The sequence below is a fragment of the Rhodobacter sp. P1_C2 genome (genome assembly GCF_056406375.1).
This window is the reverse complement of sequence record NZ_JBFUAG010000007.1, coordinates 212,200-230,756: the sequence shown is the minus strand read 5'-3', so window position 1 is coordinate 230,756 and position 18,557 is coordinate 212,200. Positions and strand designations below refer to the sequence as shown.

Sequence of the window (18,557 nt, the reverse complement as noted above, 5' to 3'; positions counted from 1 at the left end):
TCAGCGCATCACGAAAGGATCGGGGATCGGGTCATCCGAGGTGCGCAGCCAGACGGTTTTGGTCGTGGTGTAATCGAGCGCCGCCGCCAACCCACCCTCGCGCCCATGGCCCGACAGCCCATGCCCGCCAAAGGGCGCGATGGGTGAGACGGCGCGGTAGGTGTTGACCCAGACCACCCCGGCGCGCAGGGCGCGGATCATCCGGTGCGCCCGGGTGAGAGAGGCGGTAAAGACCCCCGAGGCCAGGCCGTACTCCGTGGCATTGGCCAGGTCCACCGCCTCGTCCTCGCTGTCGAAAGCCATGACCGACAGGACCGGGCCGAAGAACTCCTGGCCCAGGGCCGGGGCTTCGGGGGCGTCAGAGCAATCAAGGATGGTGGGCGGAAAGTAAAACCCCGGCCCCGCAATCGCCCGCCCGCCGGTGACGAGCCTTGCCCCCGCCGCGAGCGAGGCCGCGATGGTCGTCTCAATATGCGCGCGCTGGCGCTGGGTGCAGAGCGGCCCGACCTCGGTCGTCATCAGATCGGGGGCGGCGATGCGGATCGCCTCGGCCTTGGCTTTCAGCTTGGCCAGGAAGGCGTCTTTCACCCCGCGCTCGACCAGAAGGCGTGATCCGGCCACACAGCTTTGCCCGGTGGCGGCAAAGATGCCCGAGACCTGGGCATTGGCGGCGCTGTCCAGATCGGCGTCGGCAAAGACGATGAAGGGCGATTTGCCGCCCAGCTCCAGCGAGGTCGAGGCGAGGTTCTCGGCGGAATTGCGCACCACCGCCCGCGCCGTGCCCGGCCCGCCGGTAAAGGCGATATGCGCCACCTTCGGGTGGCAGGTCAGCACATGGCCGCAGCGCGGGCCAAAGCCTGTGATCACATTGACCACGCCGGGCGGAAAGCCCGCCTCTTGCACCAGTTTGGCGAATTCCAGAAGCGGGGCGGGCCCGTCCTCTGACGCTTTCAGCACCACGGTGCAGCCCGCCGCCAGGGCCGGGCCCAGTTTGACCGCCGACAGGAACAGCTGGCTGTTCCAGGGCACGATGGCCGCCACCACGCCGATGGGTTCGCGGCGCAGCCAGACCTCCATATCCGGCTTGTCGATCGGCAGATGGGCGCCCTCGATCTTGTCGGCGAGGCCCGCGTAATAGCGGTAGTAGTCCGCCACATAGGCAATCTGGGCCGAGGTTTCGCGGATGATTTTGCCGGTGTCGCGGGTTTCGAGCGCGGCCAGCCGCGGGGCGGCGGCCTGGACCAGATCTGCCAGCTTCATCAAGAGCTTACCCCGCGCCGTGGCGGTCAGCTTCGGCCAGGGGCCGGAGCGAAAGGCGCGGTCGGCTGCGGCGACCGCGCGGTTGACCTCGTCCTCCTGCGCCTCGGGCATCAGGGCCCAGGGCGCGCCGGTCGCCGGATCAAGGCTTTCGAACTGGGCCGCGCCGTCTTCAAAGGCGCCGTCGATGTAAAGCTGGAAGCGGTCCATATCTGTCCTCAGGCGAAGGCCGGCATGACGTCGGCGATGAAGCGTTGCAGCGAGGCTTTCTTGCGCTCAAAGCTCATGCCGCTGTCGATCCAGATGGCGAATTCGTCGTAGCCCATCGCCTCGTAGGATTTGACCCGCGCGATCACTTCGGCCGGTTCGCCGACGATGTGGTTCTTGCGCAGGACCTCGGGCGCATAGGTGGCATTGGCGGCGATCTCGGCGTCCGGGATGGTTTCGATCAGGCCCATGTTCACCGGCTTTTCATTGCGGAACCAGGCGGCGAAGTAGTTGAAAAACACCGAAAGCTCGCGCGCGGCCTGCATGGCGTCGTCCTCGCTGTCGGCCACATAGGTGTGGCGCAGGACAAGGATCTTGGGGCGCGGCAGGTCGGAGTATTTGGCGCAAGCGGAATTGAACTTGTCCATCAGGCTTTGGACTTCCTCGTCCCCTTGATGCATCGGCGTCACCTGCACGTTGCAGCCATTGGCGACGGCGAATTCATGGCTGTTGATGTCGCGCGCCGCGACCCAGATCGGCGGATGCGGCTGTTGCAGGGGCAGGGGGGCCGAGGTGGTTTTCGGGAATTGCCAGAACTGGCCGTCATGGGTGTAATCGCCCTGCCACAGCGCCTTGACCGCGGGGATCAGCTCTCGCATCTTCTGGCCCGCGTTCCAGGCGTCCAGACCGGGCGAAAGGCGTTCGTATTCAAAGCTGTAGGCGCCGCGCGCCACGCAAAGCTCCAGGCGGCCATCCATGATGATATCGGCCATCGCGGCCTCGCCGGCCAGGCGGATCGGATGCCAGAAGGGCGCGATGATCGAGCCGGTGCCAAGCCGCACATTCTTGGTGCGGCGTGCCAGATCCACCAGGTTCAGCAAGGGGTTGGGGGCGATGGTGAAATCCATCCCGTGATGCTCGCCCGTCCAGATCGCGTGCATGCCGCCCTCGTCGGCGATGCGGCAAAGCTCGATCATCTCCTCATAAAGCTGCTGGTGCGGGACATCGGCCGAGAGCCGCTCCATATGGACGAAAAGCGAGAATTTCATGGGGTCTCTCCTGCCACTTTGGCCACGCGGCCCGAGGTCTGGTTGCCGAAATAGATGCCGAAATTGCCGTGGAGGGTTTCCTCGGCCAGCCGGTCCAGCATGATGCGCAGGGGCGGGTCGGTGATGTCGCCAAGGCTGTCGGGGGCAAGGTCGACAAAGGCGCCCCGGGCGGGCGTGCCCCCGGTGCAGGGGCAGCGGAAGGCGATGTGCTGATGGCCGCGCGCCACGTCTTCGAAGACGGAATAGATGAAGCCGGGGCTGGCCTGCAGGTGCAGCCCTTCCAGAAGGCGGGTCAGGGCGGCGGTGGCGCCGTCGCGCCCGACCTTGGCGGTGGGCAGCGTCAGGCCGCCGAAACCGTCGTCGATCAGAAGGACGGTGCCCGCCTTCTCGATGATGGCGCTGATCACGACATCGGGGCCGGGGGCCACGGCGCTGGCCGTCGCGGTGAAATAGCTGCCCCGGTAATAGCCGAGGCCTGAGGAGGTGTTGGCTGAAAACGCCTCGATTCGGCCGATCAGCAGGGCATGGTCGCCGGCATCGACCACCTGATGCATCGCACAGTCGAACCAGCCCGAAACACCGGCGAGGATCGGCGCGCCATGCGGGCTTTGCTGCCAGTCCACCATGCTGAAACGGTCGGCGACGGGCCTTGCGAAGGTGTTGGACACCTCGCGCTGATCCTCGGCCAGAACGTTGATCGCAAAGCCTTTTGCGGCGGTGAAGGCCGCGTAATTGGCCGAGGCCTTGGCGATGGAGACCAGCAGAAGCGGCGGTTCCAGCGAGACGGAGGAGAAGGAATTGGCGGTGAAGCCCAAAGGCTTGCCCTCGGCCATGGTGGTGACCACCGTCACCCCGGTCATGAAGGTGCCGAAAGCGTCGCGCAGGCGGCGGCGGGCGTCTGGATCACTCATGCGCGTCTCTCCATCGGTTTTGTGGCAAGCCAGCGGGTCAGGGCGTCGTTGACGGCGGCGGGGGCGGTCAGATTGACCATGTGGCGGTGGCCTTCGATCACCACGGAATGTCCCATCGGGGCGGCCTTGGCCATCGCCTCGGCCATCTCGGCGGTGGAGTTGGCATCCCCCGCCCCGGTCAGCATCAGGGCCGGGCAGGCGATGCGGGCCAGATCACCGGCATAGATGTCATCGCCAAGAGAGAAGGCGCGATAGGCCGCCGCATAGCCAGCCCGGTCGACCTGCGACAGCCAGCCTGCGACAGCGGCGCGCACATCCTCCTCCCCCGGCTGGAACCAGCGGTTGAGCGGGGTTTCAAGGTCGAAATCCCCCGCCGCAATCGCCTCTGCCCGCGCCACGACCGCCGCCCGTGCCTCTGCCGTGCGGCGGTGGACGCCGTTCAACAGCGCCACGCGGCGCACCTTGTCGGGATGGGTCACGGCGAGGCCCAAGGCGACCAGCGCCCCCATCGAATGCCCGGCCACGCTGGCCGAGGTCAGGCCCAGGTCTTCCATGCTGCGCGCCGCCCAGGCGACGTAATCGGGCAGCAGGGCGCCCTTCGGCAGGGCAGAGGTGCCGCCATGCCCCGGCATGTCCAGCGCGATCACCCGACCCGGCAGGCCCATCTGCGGGCCCCAGGCCTCGGCCCGCATGCCCACGCCGTGGATCAGGACCAGAGGCGCGCCGCTGCCCGCCTCGATCCAGCGGAGGGTGGTGCCGTCAGACGCCTGCAGGGTTCTTGGCGTCATGGCCCAGCTCCTCCAGATCCTTGTAGCGGTTGCCGATCCGGTGATGCGGCCGCCCGCCGATCGAGGCGCCAAGCGCGACCACGATCTCATCCGCCGCAGGCGCATCGGGAATGGCGAAATGGATAGTCAGGTAATGCGAGCGGGCCCCCTCATCGTCTTTGTGCATGAGCGGGATCATCACCGGCGCATTTGCACCCCCCCGCGTGTTGCAGAAAGACAAGTAGGATTTCGCCCCCACCGCCGTCCGGTAATGGTTGCCGAAGCGCAGGGTGTGGATCAGGGCCGAGGCATGTTCGACCTCGCCATCCAGACCCACCACGGCGGATTTGCCATAGCCTTCGACATTTGCGCCGCCGCCGGTGCGCTCCAGGATCATCTCGGTCAGAAGCTTGCCCAGCACCGGGGCAACTTCGCGGATCTCCGGCGCCAGATCCTCGACAAAGCCGCGACCGGCCCAAGGGTTCTTGAGGACGGCGGCGGCGGCGATCAGCACCAGGGGGCGGGCGGCCAGCTTGCCGCCCTCGATGAAGGTGGTCTCGACATGGGTCAGGGTCTTGCGGATCTGCGCGGGCATGAGTCTCTCCGTGGTTTCTGCTATTTTGGTATACCATCAGACAACATGTCAAGAAAACTTGCGCGGGCCGGCGAAAAATGCTTAAAGGGCGGCATGGACCAGCCCTATGACGACCTGAAGATCGAACAGATGCCCCAGACCCTGCGCGAGATCGTGCTGGGCCGGATGCGCGATGCCATCCTGTCGGGGCGTTTCGCCAGCGGCGCCCGGCTGGTGGAGCGCACGCTTTGCGATCAGCTTGGCGTCAGCCGCTCGGTCGTGCGCGAGGTGATCCGGATTCTCGAGGCCGAGGGTCTGGTGGACTCCCTGCCCAACCGCGGCCCCACGGTGGCGACGCTTGACTGGGCGCAGGCGCGGCAGATCTACGACATCCGCCTGCTTCTGGAACAGGGCGCTGCCCGCGCCTGCGCCGAAGTGGCCGATGCCGGTGTCAAGTCCCGCCTGACCGAGGCTTTGCACGGCATCGAGGCGGCCTTTGCCCAAGGCCAAAGCCTCGCCCTGTTTCAGGCGACCACGCGGTTCTACGAGGTGATCTTCTTGGCCGCAGGGCATGAGATCGCCTGGGAGATCGTCCAGCGCCTCAATGGCAGGATCAGCCGGCTGCGCGCCCTGACGCTTGCCACCAAGGAACGAAACGTCTCGGGCCTCGCCCGCATGACGCGGATCTGCGACGCCATCGCCGCCAATGATGTGGCGGGTGCAGGCCAGGCCGTGCATGACCACCTGACCGAAGCCGCCCTGATCGCCCGCCGCCTGTTGCAAGCCGAGGAAAGCTGATGCCCGCCTATTGGATCGCCCATGTCACCGTCACCGACCCCGCCCGCTACAAGGGCTATCAGGCGCTTGGCCCCGCCGCCTTTGCGGCACATGGCGGCAGGTTCCTCGCCCGGGGTGGCGCAAGCGAGGTGGTAGAGGGTCCGGCGGACTACGACCGCCATGTGGTGATCGAATTTCCCAGCCTTGAAGCGGCCCGCGCCTGCTATGCCTCGCCCGAATATGCCGCCGCCAGCGCCGAACGGGAAGGCGCGGCAAGGGTGCAGATCGTCATCGTCGACGGCCTGCCAGGCTAAGCCCTAACGCCGCAAAAGGCTTGGCGGCTGGCCGAACTGCTGGCGAAAGGCGCGCGACAGGGACGAGGCGCTGGTGAAGCCGCAGCGCAGGGCGACCTCGGCCAGGGGGTGCCGCGTGTCGGTGATCATCCGCCGCGCCGCCTGCAGCCGTAGGCCCAAGGCAAAGGCCGCGGGCGTGGTCTGCAGGGACTGGCGGAACAGCGTCTCAAGCCGCCGGGGCGACAGGCCGATGGCGCTGGCCGTCTCTGCCGCCGTTTCGGGCGCGTCGATCCGCGCCTCCATCCGCGCCACGGCCTGCGCCACCCGCGGGTCCAGCCGCCGGTCGGTGAGGGGAGAGGGCGCCATCTGCGGCTCGCCCCCCGGGCGCGGGGTGGTCAGGAAGGAGGCCGCGACCTGCCGCGCGAGACCCGGCCCGTGGCGCGACCCGATCAGATGCAGCATCAGATCAGCGGCAGGCGCAGCCCCCCCGGCGGTAAAGCGGTTGCGGTCGATCACCCAGCGGTCGGGCACCACATCGACATCGGGGTGGGCTGCGGCCAGATCCTCCTGATCCTCCCAATGCACCGTGGCGCGGTGGCCCGACAAAAGCCCCGCCCGCGCCATGACCCAGGGCGCCGCATCGATCCCGCCCACGGCGGCAAACCGCCCCGCCATCCGCGACAGATCGCGGATCAGGGGGGCCGTCGCCACCTCGGACTGGCGGAACCCCGCGATCACCACCAAGGCATCCGCCCCCTCGGCCGAGGCGAGCGGCCCCGACGAAGGCAGTTCGATCCCGCAGGTCAGGGGCACCGCCCGCCCGTCCGGCGACACCACGCGCCAACGGTAGGCCTCATGCCCCAGATGCCGGTTGGCCGATCGCATCGGGTCCAGCGTCGAGGCGACCTCCAGAATCGAGGACTGCGGCAGGACCAGCAGGGCCAGGGTCAGGGCCTCTCGCGAAGGAGTGAAAATTGATGCGCTTTTTGACATGAGGATTTCGTAAATCGTCAAGCGCGCCGTGCCAAGCCCGTTATGGTGCCTGCAACCCAATTGGAGGACCCCCATGCCCCTCGCCATGAACCGCGAAGTCTTCATCACCTGTGCCGTCACCGGATCGGGCGGCACGCAGGACCGCAGCCCCCATGTGCCGCGCTCGCCCGAACAGATCGCCAAATCGGCGATCGACGCTGCCAAGGCTGGGGCTGCCATCGTCCATTGCCACGTCCGCGACCCGGAAACCGGCAAACCCTCGCGCGATCCCAAGCTTTACCGCGAAGTGACCGAGCGCATCCGCGATTCGGGCACCGACGTGGTCCTGAACCTGACCGCCGGCATGGGCGGCGACCTTCTGTTCGACGGCACCGAGAAGATGAACCAGATGGCAGGCCATTCCGACATGGCCGGCGCCACCGAGCGCGTCGCCCATGTCGTCGAATGCCGGCCCGAGATCTGCACCCTCGATTGCGGCACGATGAACTTCAACGAGGCCGATTACGTCATGGTCAACACCCCCGGCATGCTGCGCGACATGGCGCGCCGGATGACGGCGGCCGGCGTGCGGATCGAGATCGAGGCCTTTGACACCGGCCATCTCTGGCTTGCCAAGGAACTGGCGAAAGAGGGCGTCATCCCCGCGCCGACCCTGGTGCAGCTGTGCATGGGCGTGCCGTGGGGCGCGCCGGATGACCTCAACACCTTCCTCGCCATGGTCAACAACGTGCCCGCCGACTGGTTCTGGAGCGCCTTCTCCATCGGCCGCAACCAGATGCCCTATGTCGCAGCCGCCGTTCTGGCCGGCGGCAACGTCCGCGTCGGTCTGGAGGATAACCTCTGGCTCGACAAAGGCGTGCTGGCCACCAACGCGCAACTGGTGGAGCGGGCGGTGACCATCATCTCCAACCTCGGCGCCCGGGTCATCACCCCGGCCGAGGTGCGCGCCAAGCTGAAGCTGGAGAAGCGAGCGCCGCTGCCGAAGTGAGGGTGAGATGACGAAATATCGTCTCTGGATGATCGGAACGCTGGCGGGCCTTGGTGCCTTGGCCTTGGCCTGCTCGCCGGTCATCAACTGGGTAACGCCAGCAGGAGCGCCCTTGCCGAATGCCGAGTGCGTGAACCGGCTGGACCCGGCCAAGCCTACTCCTCAGATCTGTCCGGCCCGCACGGTAAAAGATAACGCCGCTGCCGAGGCGAAATGCAAAGCGGAAGGTGGCGCAGTCAGGGGCTACGATATTTTGATACCTGGCGTGTTTTGCGTCTATCCCTATCCTGATGCTGCTGACGCGGGGAAGTCTTGTTCTAAATCAACGGATTGCTCACTCTTTTGCGATGGAGACACCCACCAGTGCGCTGCGCAGAGAGGGCGAGGCTCGTGGACCCAACTTGATGAAAACGGGCACCGGCAAGAGATCGTCCAATAAAGAAAACCAAAGGGAACTATGATGACCAGAAAAGCAGCAATCATTGGTGGTGGCGTGATCGGCGGTGGTTGGGCGGCGCGGTTCCTGCTCAACGGCTGGAACGTTTCGGTGTTCGACCCCGATCCGCAGGCCGAGCGCAAGATCAGCGAAGTGCTGGCCAATGCGCGGGCAGCTCTGCCGGCGCTCAGCGATGTGCCGATGCCCGCCGAGGGCAAGCTCAGCTTCGCCGCCACCATCACCGAGGCGGTGGAAGGCGCGGATTACATTCAGGAATCCGTCTCGGAGCGGCTCGACCTCAAGCACCGGGTCTTCTCGCAGATCCAGCAATCGGCGGGGCTCGGCACGCCGATCGGCTCTTCCACCTCGGGCTTCAAGCCTTCGGAACTGCAGGAGGGCGCTGCCAACCCCGGGGTGATCTTCGTCGCCCACCCGTTCAACCCGGTGTACCTCTTGCCGCTGGCCGAGGTCGTCCCCTCGCCCCGGTCGGATGCCAAGGTGATCGAGGCGGCCAAGCAGATCCTGAAAGACATCGGCATGTTCCCCCTGCATGTCCGCAAGGAGATCGACGCCCATATCGCCGACCGCTTCCTCGAAGCCGTCTGGCGCGAGGCTCTGTGGCTGGTCAAGGACGGCATCGCCACGACCGAAGAGATCGACGAGGCGATCCGCATGGGGTTTGGCCTGCGCTGGGGTCAGATGGGCCTGTTCGAGACCTACCGCGTTGCCGGCGGCGAGGCCGGGATGAAGCATTTCATGGCGCAGTTCGGGCCCTGCCTGACCTGGCCCTGGACCAAGCTGATGGATGTGCCCGAGTTCAACGACGAACTCGTCGACCTGATCGCCGGCCAGTCTGATGCGCAATCGGGGATGCATTCGATCCGCGAGCTGGAGCGGATCCGCGACAGCAACCTGATCGGCTTCCTGCGCGCGCTGAAGGACCGCAACTGGGGCGCGGGCAAGGTTCTGCGCGAACATGACGAGGCGCGCGCGGCGGTCTTCAACGAGGCCACCGATACCGCGCCCAAAGCGGCCCCGCTGGCGATGGCCCATATGCAGGTCCTGCCGGGCTGGATCGACTACAACGGCCATATGACCGAAAGCCGCTATTACTTTGCCAATTCTGAAACCGTGGACGCCTTTCTGCGGCTGATCGGGGCGGGGATGGATTATGTGAAGGCGGGGCATTCCTACTATTCCGCCGAAACCCATATCCGCCATCTGGGCGAGGCCAAGCTCGGCGACCGGCTTCTGGGCACGATCCAGATTCTGTCGGCTGACGAGAAGCGCTTCCGCTCCTTCGTGCGGATCATGAAGGGCGAGGAATGCGTGGCGACGATCGAACAGCTCTGCCTCCATGTCGATATGGCGGCGGGCAAGACGGTTGCGGCGTCGCCCGAGGTCTGGGGCAAGCTGAAGGCCATCGCTGAGGCGCAAGCCGTCCTGCCGCTGCCCGAAGGGGCCGGCCGCGCCGTGGGGCAGAAGAAGTGAAACGTGTCCTGATCACCGCAGGCGCGAATGGCATCGGTCTGGTGATGGCCGAGGCCTTCCAGGCCGCAGGCCACCGCGTCTGGGTGACGGATGTCGATGCGGCGATGATCGCCGCCCTGCCGCCGGGCATCAGGGGCAGCCAAGTCGATGCCGCCAATGAGGCGGGGATGGAGGCCTTGTTTGCCGACATCGCCCGCGACTGGGGCGGCCTCGACGTGCTCTGCGCCAATGCCGGGATCAAGGGGCCAACGGCGGCGATCGAAGACATGCCGCTGGAGGCCTGGCACCAATGCCTTGGCGTCAACCTCGACGGCGCGATGCTGGCGGCGAAATATGCGGCGCGGCTGATGAAACCGGCGCGGGCGGGGGTGATGATCTTCACCTCCTCGACCTCGGGCCTTTATGGCACGCCCTACCGCGCGCCCTATGTGGCGGCGAAATGGGGTGTCATCGGGCTGATGAAGACCGTGGCGATGGAGCTTGGCCCCTATGGCATCCGCGCCAATGCGATCTGCCCCGGCTCGGTCACCGGCCCGCGCATCGACGCGGTAATCGCGGCCGAAGCCGCGGCCAAGGGCCTGACCCCCGACGCCGTGCGCGAGGGCTATGCTTCGGGCACGGCTCTCAAGCGCCTGTCCGACCCGCAGGACGTGGCGGAAATGGCGCTTTTCCTCGCCTCCGACGGCGCGCGCATGGTCTCGGGCCAGGCGCTGGCGGTCGATGGCATGACCTACAACGTGGACCCCCAATAACCTCAAAGGGACGGGCACCAATGGATTTCGGCCTGAACGAAGAACAGCAGATGATCGTCGACACCACGCGCACTTTCGTGGAGCGCGAGCTTTACCCGCATGAGGCGGCGGTGGAGCGGAGCGGCCATCTGCCGCTGGAACTGATCCGCGAGATCCAGAAGAAGGCGATGGAGGCCGGGCTTTACGCCGCCAACATGCCCGCCGAAGTGGGCGGCGCGGGTCTGGATACGCTGAGCTGGCTGCTTTACGAAAAGGAGCTCGGCCGGGCCAATTATGCCCTGCACTGGACCTGCGTGGCGCGGCCCTCGAACATCCTGCTGGCCGGGAATGCCGAACAGCGCGAGCAGTACCTCATGCCCTGCATCCGGGGCGAGACCTGGGATTGCCTTGCCATGACCGAACCTGGCGCCGGGTCGGACTTGCGCGGTATGAAGGCTTCGGCCCGCGAAGACGGCGATGACTGGGTGCTGAACGGCACCAAGCATTTCATCTCCCATGCCGATCTGGCGGGCTTTGCCATCGTCTTCATGGCGACGGGCGAGGAGGCCACCCCGCGCGGCCCGAAAAAGAAGATCACCGCTTTCTTCGTCGACAAGGGCACCAAGGGCTTCAACGTCCGCGAGGGCTACCGCAACGTCTCGCACCGCGGCTACACCAATGCGGTGCTGGAATTCGACGATTGCCGCGTGAACAAGCGCCAGATCCTCGGCGAGGCGCACAAGGGGTTCGAGGTGGCCAATTCCTGGCTCGGCGCGACACGGCTGCAAGTCGCCTCCACCTGCCTCGGCCGCGCCGAACGCGCGATGGGCCATGCCCTGAGCTACGCCGCCGAGCGCAAGCAGTTCGGCCAGCAGATCGGCAAGTTCCAGGGCATCTCCTTCAAGCTGGCCGACATGGCGATGGAGCTGAAGGCGGCGGAACTTCTGACCCGCGAAGCCGCGTGGAAATACGACCAGGGCACGGTGACCGAGGCCGACATGTCGATGGCCAAGCTGAAAGCGACCGAGGTCCTGGCGATGGTGGCCGACGAGGCGATCCAGATCCACGGCGGCATGGGCCTGATGGAGGAACTCCCCCTCGAACGCATCTGGCGCGATGCACGGGTCGAGCGGATCTGGGAAGGCACCTCGGAAATCCAGCGCCACATCATCAGCCGCGAACTCCTGCGCCCCTTGGGCGCCTGACCCGCTGGAGCGACGATTTTTCGGCGAAAAATCAGGGGGCGCTGCCCCCTCGCCCGTGCCGGGCTCACCCCCGGGATATTTATGGACCAATGAAATGCACGAGATCTTAACTATTTGCTGCCATGCTGACATCACCGAACAGGGGGGGACCCCGATGACGGTGACCGGTGAAGATTCCCTGCCTCGTTGGATCGGGGCAGGGCGTCTTGCCGCGCAATTTCATTGGTCCATAAATATCCCGGGGGTCCGGGGGCTGGCCCCCGGCCGCCTCAACCGACGCGGAGCCCTGGCATGACGCGCCTCGACCGCCTGTTGCGCCCGAAGACCATCGCCGTTCTGGGCGCGGGTTGGGCGCTCAACGTCATCGAACAGTGTCGCAAGATGGGTTTTGCCGGTGAGGTCTGGCCGGTGCATCCGACCAAGGCCGAGATTGGCGGGTTGAAGGCCTATGCTTCGCTGGCCGATCTGCCCTCGGCACCGGATGCGACCTTCATCGGGGTCAACCGCTTTGCCACCGTCGATGTGGTGGCGGGGCTGGCGGCGATGGGGGCGGGTGGGGCGATCTGTTTTGCCTCGGGCTGGACCGAAGCGGGCGAGCCGGAGTTGCAGGCCCGGCTGGTCGCCGCCGCGGGGGAGATGCCGATCCTCGGGCCGAATTGCTATGGGGTGATCAATTACCTTGATGGCGCGCTCCTCTGGCCGGATCAGCATGGCGGGGTTCCGGTCGAGAAGGGCGTGGCCCTGATCAGCCAGTCTTCGAACATCGTGATCAATCTGGGCATGCAGAAGCGCGGGCTTCCGGTGTCCTATGTCGCCTGTCTTGGCAATGCCGCCGTGGTGGGTCTCGCGGAACTGGCCGGCGCCTTGCTGGATGATCCGCGGGTGACGGCGCTTGGCATGTATGTCGAGGGCATCGACGATGCCGCGGCGTTTGCCCGGCTGGCGCAGCGCGCACGCGCCATGGGCAAGGGCATCGCCCTGATCAAATCCGGCAAGACCGAGTTGAGCCGCACCGCCGCCGCCTCGCATACCGCGTCTTTGGCTGGGGGTGGTGCCGCCTCAAGCGCCTTCCTGCGCCAGATCGGGGTGGCGGAGGTAGACACGCCCTCCGAGCTGATCGAGACGCTGAAGATCTTCCACGTCCATGGGCTGGGGCTTGGCACCGCGCTTTGCTCGCTGTCCTGTTCGGGGGGCGAGGCGGGCCTCGTGGCGGATCTGGCCGCGCCCTTCGGCATCGACTTCCCTCCGGTTCCGGCAGCCGTGCGGCAAAGGCTGGGCGAGATCCTCGGCCCGATCGTCACCGTGGCCAACCCGCTGGATTACCACACCTTCATCTGGGGCGACGGTCCGCGCACCACGGATGTCTTCACCACCATGCTGTCGGGCTATGACGCCGGCATCTATATCATCGACACGCCACGCGCGGACCGCTGCGACCCCTCCGGCTATCAGCCGGCCCTCGATGCGATCGTGGCCGCGCAGGCCAACACCGGGAGGCCGGCCTTCCCCGTCGCCTCGATGCCGGAGAATTTCGCCGAGGGAGAGGCGGCGCGGCTGATCGCTTCGGGCGTTTGCGTGCTGATGGGCCTGGAAACCGCGCTGGCCGCGCTGCGGGCGGCGCAAACCCCGGCGGGGCTTGAGGGATGGGTGCCGCTGGCACCCCTGCCGCCGCGCGAGAGCCATCTCTTGTCGGAGGCCGAGGGCAAGGCCCTGCTGTCCAGCGCCGGGGTCGATGTGCCCCGTTCGGTGACTGGCAAGACCCTGGCCGAGGTTGCGGCGCAGGCGGATGGCCTGACCGCCCCCTTTGCCCTGAAAGGCCTCGGCTTTGCTCACAAGACCGAGGCGGGGGCAGTGCGGCTGGGTCTGACCTCGCTGGAAGGGCAGGCCGAGATGGCGGGGGCCACCGGATACCTCTTGGAGGAGATGGTGACCGGTGCCGTGGCCGAAATCCTCGTCGGGCTGCGGCGCGACCCGGTCTATGGCGTCAGCCTGACGCTGGGCATGGGCGGCGTGACGGCGGAGGTTCTGGCCGATACCGTGACCCTCGTCCTGCCCGCGACCGAGGCCGAGGTCATGGCGGCCCTGCGCAAGCTGCGGCTTTGGCCGTTGCTTGACGGCTACCGGGGGCGCAAGAAGGCGGATGTTGCGGCGCTGGCGGGTTTGGCGGTGCGGCTTGGCGCTGTGATGGCCGCCGACCCTGGCCTTGAAGAGATTGAAATCAACCCCGTCCTCCTCCGCGACAGCGGCGCCGTGGCGGTGGATGCCCTGATCAGGAGAGCGTGAGATGGAGATGAGAACCGAAGGTCCGATCAAGACCCGGCGTGAGGGCGCGATCCTCGAGGTCACGCTCGACGCGCCCAAGGCCAATGCGATCAGCCTCAAGACGAGCCGGGTCATGGGGCTGGTGTTCCGCGATTTCCGCGATGATGACAGCCTTCGGGTCTGTATCGTGCGCGCGGCGGGGGAGAAGTTCTTCTGCCCCGGCTGGGACCTCAAGGCTGCGGCCGAGGGCGATGCGGTGGATGGAGACTATGGCGTCGGCGGCTTTGGCGGCTTGCAAGAGCTTCCCAATCTGAACAAGCCGGTGATTGCCGCCGTCAATGGCATCTGCTGCGGCGGTGGGCTGGAGCTGGCCTTGTCGGCCGATCTGATCCTGTGCTCCTCCAACGCGACCTTTGCCTTGCCGGAGATCCGGTCGGGCACCGTGGCCGATGCGGCCTCGATCAAGCTGCCCAAGCGGATTCCTTATCATGTCGCGATGGACCTTTTGCTGACCGGGCGCTGGTTCGATGCCGAGGAGGCGTTGCGCTGGGGCATCGTGAAGGAGATCACCACGCCGGCCGACCTGCTCTCCAAGGCCTGGGATCTGGCGCGGCTTCTGGAATCCGGCCCGCCGCTGGTTTACGCGGCGATCAAGGAAGTGGTCCGCGAGGCCGAGGCTTTGCGCTTTCAGGACGCCTTGAACCGCGTCACGAAACGGCAGCTGGCGACGGTGGACAGGCTTTATTCCTCGGAGGATCAGCTGGAAGGCGCCCGGGCCTTTGCCGAGAAGAGGGACCCGGTCTGGAAGGGGAAATAGGCGTGCAAAGGGGGGCTTTGCACGCGTGCAATCTGTGGTAACGGGTTGATTTAATGGGGAAAGGTGAATTCTATTCACCTTTTGTTAAGGCGGGGAGAGGGTGAATGTCCCCGCCGGGACACCCTCACTAGCGTTCCTTCAAGTCCTGCTTGAGGCGTTCCGCGCGGGCACGGTTCATGTCGGCGGTGCAGGCGATGATTGCGGCGCTGTTTCCCGTGCTTCCGGGGTTTCCGCCCGCCTCCCAGATGCACTCCGCATCCCGATACCGGACCCATGCCTGTTGCGCCCGGTCAAAGGTGGCGCGGTCGGCATCCGGAAGACGCGCGCCGAGGTCAGCGAGGACTGTGGCAAGCGCTTGCGCCGCGCCATCTGAATCACTGGTGCAGATCGTCATCTCGACAGGGGAAACGATGTCCGGGCGCAGGCGAAGACACTCCTCTTCGCTGCGCATTTGCGCCAGTCCCGGCGAGCCTGCGATGCCGCATGCGAAAATCAGGGGCAGGGCAGGGATTGATTGCATCGCTCAATCGTAGAAACCACCAGGGCTGCCGTCAACGCCGGGGCGCGTTACTTGGCCGCGCCTGCCGCCGCCTGTTTGATCAGGTCTGCCACCTTCTGCGGTTGTGACAGATAGATGCTGTGGCTGCCCACGATCTCGATCGTGGTGGCCCCGGCGCGCTTTGCCATGAAGCGTTCAAAGTCGGGGTCGATCTTGCGATCCTGCGTTGCGACCGCGTACCAGACGGGCCGGTTGTGCCAGGCGGCCTCGGTCACCTTGCCGCCAAGCGCCTCCTTGACGTTGACCGGCACCTGAGACCGGGCCAGGAAGGCCGCCGTTTCGGCGGAACTGTCGGCGGCGAAATCCTCGTGGAAGTGGTCGGGATCGATCGTCAGGAACCCATCGGTGTTGATGACATTGTTGTTCGACGCCGGAAAGGTCTTGCGCAGGGCGCCGATATCCTCGTTCGCATCCGGCATCAGGGCGGCGATGTAGACGAGCCCCTTGACCTCGGGCAGGTTGCCGGCCTGGGTGATCACCACCCCGCCATAACTGTGCCCGACGAGGATCACCGGACCCTTGATCTCCTTGATCACGCGGGTCGTGGCCGCGACATCATCGGCGAGCGAGGTTTCCGGCGGCTGAACCACGGCGACGTTGTAGCCCTCCCTGGTCAGGATGTCCCAGACGGCTTTCCAGCCCGAGCCATCGGCGAAGGCGCCGTGCACCAGCACCACATTGCGGACCGGGGACTCGGCCTGCGCCATCAGGGGCAACGCGGACAGACAAGCGACGGCGGCAAGTCGGAGGAGAGGGTTTTGCATGGCATCATATCCTAACCTTTTGGTATGGCGGGAAAAACAGGGGTGAATGGCCTTGCGCGCAGGGGCGTTCCGGAGGCGGCAACGGCGATCGAGACGCGGAACAGGGTAGCAGAGGCGCGGCGGTTCACCGCGTTAAACTCGGTAAATCGCGGCGTTAACCGGACCCAACAGGACGAGACCCCCGGCGCGACGAGGCGAGGCTTCAGGGGAGCCTTGCCCGGGCCGTCGGCTGGAGGCCAAGGGGGTTTGTGCCGCGGGCTGAAAGGGGGAAATCGGGGCGCGCCTGACTGGGCAGGTGCGGCGACGACTCGCGCCCACGGGCAGGCAGGCGCGGGCCGATGTGTCGCGGGACACATCGGGCGAGGGGGGCGGCCGTTCGGTCAGGGCTTCGGGGGAATGACCTTGCCGGGGTTCATCAGGTTTCCCGGGTCCAGCGCGGCTTTCACGGCGCGCATCACGTCCAGCGCCACGGGGTCCTTGCGGCGGGCCATGGTCTTGAGCTTGGACAGGCCCACGCCGTGTTCGGCGGAGAAGCTGCCGTGCAGGTCCTGCACCACATCCTCCACCGCCTCGACCACGGCATCGTAGAGGGCGGGGTCGGCGCTGGAAGGATAGACGGTGAAGTGGATATTGCCATCGCCGAGATGGGCGACCGAGAGGGTCTCGGCCCCGGGATCGAGGGCGGGCAGGCGGGCCTCGATCCGGGTGAAGAATTCGGGCACCAGATGCAGGGGCAGGGCGATGTCGGTGTCGATGGTGGGCTGGCGGGCGATGGTGATCTCGGCGGCCAGCTCGCGGCGCTTCCACATCGCAAGGCGCTGCGCGTCGTTCTGGGCGATCTCGGCATCGAGCACGGCGCCGGTTTCGATCAGGCTGGCGAGGGTGTCTTCCAGAAGGGCGGTCAGGGGCACCACGCCATCGGGGCCGGGGGTGGCGTCTTTCGGCGCGGTGGCGGCAAGCTCGACGAGGATATTGGTCTCGTAGCGCTGGCTGAAGGGCAGGCGGATGTCGGGGCGGGCCTCGGACAGGCGGCGCATGAAGCTGGCGGGCATGTATTCGAAAGCCTCCACCGCGCCGCCCGAGGCCTCTTGCAGGCGGTTCAGCAGGGTGAGCGCATCGGGCAGCGAGCGGGCGGCCAGCGTCGCCGTGGCATAGGCCTTGGGGCGCGGCACCAGTTTCATCACGGCGGCGGTGATGATGCCCAGGGTGCCCTCGGCCCCGATGAACATCTGGCGCAGGTCGTAGCCGGAGTTGTTCTTGTGCAGTTCGGACATCAGGTTGAGGATGCGGCCATCGGGCAGAACCACCTCCAGCCCCAGACAGAGCGCCCGGGTCGAACCATAGCGCACGACGTTGGAGCCGCCGGCATTGGTCGACAGCACCCCGCCGATCATCGCCGAGCCGCGGGCGCCGAACCAGAGCGGGAAGTAGAGCCCCTGCGCCTCTGCCGCGTCATGCAGGCTTTGCAGGATCACCCCGGCCTCGACCACGGCGATGCGGGTTTCGGGGCGGATCTCGCGGATCTTGTTCAGGCGCTCGACGGAGAGCATCAGCCCGCCCTGGGTCATGGCCCCGCCGACAAGCCCGGTCAGGCCCGAGACCGGGATGACGGGGATTCTGTGGCGGGCGGCGATCTGCAGGGTGGCTGCGACCTCCTCCGTCGTGCCGGGGCGGGCGACGGCGAGGGGGGCGGGGTGGTAATGGCCGCTCCATTCCTCGCCATATTTGGCGAGGGCGTCGCCGGTGATCACATGCGCAGGCCCGAGCCGGGCGCGGAGGTCGTCGAGAAGGGTCATTTCACGGCTTTCAGAAGGTCGAGGACTTGCGGCCCGAGCGCGGCCACGATGGTGGCGACGCCCTTGGCATTGGGGTGGAGGTGGTCGTCCTGCAGGAATTGCCCCATCGCGGCGGGGTCGGGGTTCACGGCGAGGAAGGGGCCGAAGTAATCGGGGAAGAAGAGCGTGTGGTACTGGGCGGCAAGCGCGGGGTAGATCGCGTCGAACTGGCTCTGGTAATCGGGGCCGAAGTTGCGGGTCGACTTGATGCCGACGAGGAGAACCGGGATCTGGCGCCCTGTCGCCTCTTTCAGGATGGCGTCCAGATTGGCGCGGCTTTGCGCCGGGTCGATCCCGCGTAGCATGTCATTGGCGCCGAGGTTGACGATCAGCGCCTTGACGCTGGGCGAAAGGGTCCATTCCAGCCGCGACAGGCCGCCGGCGGTGGTATCGCCCGACACGCCGGCATTGGACACGGTCACATCGGCGCCATGGCCGCGCAGCCAGTCCTGCAGCTGCGCCGTGAAGCCCTGTTCGCGCGGCAGGCCATAGCCCGCCGTCAGACTGTCGCCCAAAGCGGCAATGGTGACCCCGGCCATCGCCATCGGCGCCCAAAGCGCCAGAGATAACGCCAAAGTGACATTGCGCAGGGCGCGGATCGGCCCATATGACACCCGACGGGCCCGCGACAGGGACTTGAT

The 18,557-nt window shown here is 66.5% G+C and carries 19 protein-coding genes; 9 read left to right on the top strand and 10 right to left on the bottom strand.

Going from position 1 to position 18,557, the window contains the following annotated elements; all coding sequences use genetic code 11:
* The 5 genes from AC1DZT_RS13565 to AC1DZT_RS13545 are packed head-to-tail and all read right to left on the bottom strand — an operon-like array spanning position 1 to position 4,786.
* Positions 1 to 1,467 (bottom strand): aldehyde dehydrogenase, encoded by a 1,467-nt coding sequence (locus tag AC1DZT_RS13565; protein WP_478007165.1) that lies wholly within the window; start codon positions 1,465 to 1,467, stop codon positions 1 to 3.
* Positions 1,468 to 1,475: 8 nt separating this feature from the next.
* Positions 1,476 to 2,513, bottom strand: a complete 1,038-nt coding sequence (locus AC1DZT_RS13560; RefSeq protein ID WP_478007164.1) for an LLM class flavin-dependent oxidoreductase — start codon at positions 2,511 to 2,513, stop codon at positions 1,476 to 1,478.
* Positions 2,510 to 3,424, bottom strand: a complete 915-nt coding sequence (locus AC1DZT_RS13555) for a flavin reductase family protein (RefSeq protein ID WP_478007163.1) — start codon at positions 3,422 to 3,424, stop codon at positions 2,510 to 2,512. The genes AC1DZT_RS13560 and AC1DZT_RS13555 overlap by 4 nt, the downstream gene beginning before the upstream one ends.
* Positions 3,421 to 4,212, bottom strand: coding sequence for an alpha/beta fold hydrolase (locus AC1DZT_RS13550; RefSeq protein WP_478007162.1), 792 nt, complete (start codon positions 4,210 to 4,212; stop codon positions 3,421 to 3,423). Before AC1DZT_RS13550 ends, AC1DZT_RS13555 begins: the two co-directional genes overlap by 4 nt.
* Positions 4,184 to 4,786, bottom strand: coding sequence for an amino acid synthesis family protein (locus AC1DZT_RS13545; RefSeq protein ID WP_478007161.1), 603 nt, complete (start codon positions 4,784 to 4,786; stop codon positions 4,184 to 4,186). The genes AC1DZT_RS13550 and AC1DZT_RS13545 overlap by 29 nt, the downstream gene beginning before the upstream one ends.
* 93 nt (positions 4,787 to 4,879) lie before the next feature.
* Between AC1DZT_RS13545 and AC1DZT_RS13540 the strand changes: the two genes are divergently transcribed.
* Together AC1DZT_RS13540 and AC1DZT_RS13535 are read left to right on the top strand one after the other, a co-directional pair.
* The gene (locus AC1DZT_RS13540; protein ID WP_478007160.1) at positions 4,880 to 5,563 is read left to right on the top strand and encodes a GntR family transcriptional regulator; all 684 of its coding nucleotides are present in this window, start codon (positions 4,880 to 4,882) and stop codon (positions 5,561 to 5,563) included.
* Positions 5,563 to 5,856 carry a DUF1330 domain-containing protein gene (locus AC1DZT_RS13535; protein WP_478007159.1) on the top strand — a complete coding sequence of 98 codons (294 nt, stop codon included), beginning with the start codon at positions 5,563 to 5,565 and terminating at the stop codon, positions 5,854 to 5,856. The genes AC1DZT_RS13540 and AC1DZT_RS13535 overlap by 1 nt, the downstream gene beginning before the upstream one ends.
* A 3-nt stretch (positions 5,857 to 5,859) precedes the next feature.
* Here the strand turns inward: AC1DZT_RS13535 and AC1DZT_RS13530 are convergent, their stop codons facing one another.
* Positions 5,860 to 6,828 carry a GlxA family transcriptional regulator gene (locus tag AC1DZT_RS13530; RefSeq protein WP_478007158.1) on the bottom strand — a complete coding sequence of 323 codons (969 nt, stop codon included), beginning with the start codon at positions 6,826 to 6,828 and terminating at the stop codon, positions 5,860 to 5,862.
* Positions 6,829 to 6,901: 73 nt separating this feature from the next.
* On the opposite strand from AC1DZT_RS13530, the gene bcoG reads away from it, so the two are divergent.
* The 7 genes from bcoG to AC1DZT_RS13495 all read left to right on the top strand — a co-directional run bounded on the left by bcoG (position 6,902) and on the right by AC1DZT_RS13495 (position 14,758).
* Positions 6,902 to 7,816 (top strand): 3-dehydrocarnitine:acetyl-CoA trimethylamine transferase BcoG, encoded by a 915-nt coding sequence (gene bcoG, locus AC1DZT_RS13525; protein WP_478007157.1) that lies wholly within the window; start codon positions 6,902 to 6,904, stop codon positions 7,814 to 7,816.
* A gap of 7 nt (positions 7,817 to 7,823) precedes the next feature.
* A complete protein-coding gene (locus AC1DZT_RS13520; protein ID WP_478007156.1) occupies positions 7,824 to 8,255 on the top strand; it encodes a hypothetical protein in 432 nt (143 codons plus the stop codon).
* A 21-nt stretch (positions 8,256 to 8,276) separates the two neighbouring features.
* Positions 8,277 to 9,743, top strand: a complete 1,467-nt coding sequence (locus AC1DZT_RS13515) for a carnitine 3-dehydrogenase (RefSeq protein ID WP_478007155.1) — start codon at positions 8,277 to 8,279, stop codon at positions 9,741 to 9,743.
* Entirely contained in the window at positions 9,740 to 10,495 is a 756-nt protein-coding gene (locus tag AC1DZT_RS13510; RefSeq protein ID WP_478007154.1) for an SDR family oxidoreductase, read from the top strand. The genes AC1DZT_RS13515 and AC1DZT_RS13510 overlap by 4 nt, the downstream gene beginning before the upstream one ends.
* A 20-nt stretch (positions 10,496 to 10,515) precedes the next feature.
* Positions 10,516 to 11,679 carry an acyl-CoA dehydrogenase family protein gene (locus tag AC1DZT_RS13505; protein WP_478007153.1) on the top strand — a complete coding sequence of 388 codons (1,164 nt, stop codon included), beginning with the start codon at positions 10,516 to 10,518 and terminating at the stop codon, positions 11,677 to 11,679.
* Between the two features lie 291 nt (positions 11,680 to 11,970).
* Positions 11,971 to 13,962 (top strand): acetate--CoA ligase family protein, encoded by a 1,992-nt coding sequence (locus AC1DZT_RS13500; protein WP_478007152.1) that lies wholly within the window; start codon positions 11,971 to 11,973, stop codon positions 13,960 to 13,962.
* 1 nt (position 13,963) lies between these two features.
* Positions 13,964 to 14,758: a carnitinyl-CoA dehydratase gene (locus AC1DZT_RS13495; protein ID WP_478007151.1), complete on the top strand. Its 795-nt coding sequence runs from the start codon at positions 13,964 to 13,966 to the stop codon at positions 14,756 to 14,758.
* Positions 14,759 to 14,885: 127 nt separating this feature from the next.
* On the opposite strand, the gene AC1DZT_RS13490 is transcribed toward AC1DZT_RS13495, so the two are convergent.
* From AC1DZT_RS13490 to AC1DZT_RS13475, 4 genes are all read right to left on the bottom strand, one after another.
* On the bottom strand, positions 14,886 to 15,278 hold the full coding sequence (locus tag AC1DZT_RS13490; RefSeq protein ID WP_478007150.1) for a lysozyme inhibitor LprI family protein: 393 nt from the start codon (positions 15,276 to 15,278) through the stop codon (positions 14,886 to 14,888).
* Positions 15,279 to 15,325: 47 nt separating this feature from the next.
* Positions 15,326 to 16,081, bottom strand: a complete 756-nt coding sequence (locus AC1DZT_RS13485; protein WP_478007149.1) for an alpha/beta fold hydrolase — start codon at positions 16,079 to 16,081, stop codon at positions 15,326 to 15,328.
* 380 nt (positions 16,082 to 16,461) lie between these two features.
* On the bottom strand, positions 16,462 to 17,877 hold the full coding sequence (locus AC1DZT_RS13480) for an FAD-binding oxidoreductase (RefSeq protein ID WP_478007148.1): 1,416 nt from the start codon (positions 17,875 to 17,877) through the stop codon (positions 16,462 to 16,464).
* Positions 17,874 to 18,530 (bottom strand): arylesterase, encoded by a 657-nt coding sequence (locus AC1DZT_RS13475; protein WP_478007147.1) that lies wholly within the window; start codon positions 18,528 to 18,530, stop codon positions 17,874 to 17,876. The genes AC1DZT_RS13480 and AC1DZT_RS13475 overlap by 4 nt, the downstream gene beginning before the upstream one ends.
* Positions 18,531 to 18,557 lie beyond the last annotated feature (27 nt).

Coding starts and splice junctions, on each gene's coding strand:
- AC1DZT_RS13565 (WP_478007165.1), bottom strand. CDS start 1,467: ATGGACCGCTTCCAGCTTTACATCGACGGCGCCTTTGAAGACGGCGCG.
- AC1DZT_RS13560 (WP_478007164.1), bottom strand. CDS start 2,513: ATGAAATTCTCGCTTTTCGTCCATATGGAGCGGCTCTCGGCCGATGTC.
- AC1DZT_RS13555 (WP_478007163.1), bottom strand. CDS start 3,424: ATGAGTGATCCAGACGCCCGCCGCCGCCTGCGCGACGCTTTCGGCACC.
- AC1DZT_RS13550 (WP_478007162.1), bottom strand. CDS start 4,212: ATGACGCCAAGAACCCTGCAGGCGTCTGACGGCACCACCCTCCGCTGG.
- AC1DZT_RS13545 (WP_478007161.1), bottom strand. CDS start 4,786: ATGCCCGCGCAGATCCGCAAGACCCTGACCCATGTCGAGACCACCTTC.
- AC1DZT_RS13540 (WP_478007160.1), top strand. CDS start 4,880: ATGGACCAGCCCTATGACGACCTGAAGATCGAACAGATGCCCCAGACC.
- AC1DZT_RS13535 (WP_478007159.1), top strand. CDS start 5,563: ATGCCCGCCTATTGGATCGCCCATGTCACCGTCACCGACCCCGCCCGC.
- AC1DZT_RS13530 (WP_478007158.1), bottom strand. CDS start 6,828: ATGTCAAAAAGCGCATCAATTTTCACTCCTTCGCGAGAGGCCCTGACC.
- bcoG (WP_478007157.1), top strand. CDS start 6,902: ATGCCCCTCGCCATGAACCGCGAAGTCTTCATCACCTGTGCCGTCACC.
- AC1DZT_RS13520 (WP_478007156.1), top strand. CDS start 7,824: ATGACGAAATATCGTCTCTGGATGATCGGAACGCTGGCGGGCCTTGGT.
- AC1DZT_RS13515 (WP_478007155.1), top strand. CDS start 8,277: ATGACCAGAAAAGCAGCAATCATTGGTGGTGGCGTGATCGGCGGTGGT.
- AC1DZT_RS13505 (WP_478007153.1), top strand. CDS start 10,516: ATGGATTTCGGCCTGAACGAAGAACAGCAGATGATCGTCGACACCACG.
- AC1DZT_RS13500 (WP_478007152.1), top strand. CDS start 11,971: ATGACGCGCCTCGACCGCCTGTTGCGCCCGAAGACCATCGCCGTTCTG.
- AC1DZT_RS13495 (WP_478007151.1), top strand. CDS start 13,964: ATGGAGATGAGAACCGAAGGTCCGATCAAGACCCGGCGTGAGGGCGCG.
- AC1DZT_RS13490 (WP_478007150.1), bottom strand. CDS start 15,278: ATGCAATCAATCCCTGCCCTGCCCCTGATTTTCGCATGCGGCATCGCA.
- AC1DZT_RS13485 (WP_478007149.1), bottom strand. CDS start 16,081: ATGCAAAACCCTCTCCTCCGACTTGCCGCCGTCGCTTGTCTGTCCGCG.
- AC1DZT_RS13480 (WP_478007148.1), bottom strand. CDS start 17,877: ATGACCCTTCTCGACGACCTCCGCGCCCGGCTCGGGCCTGCGCATGTG.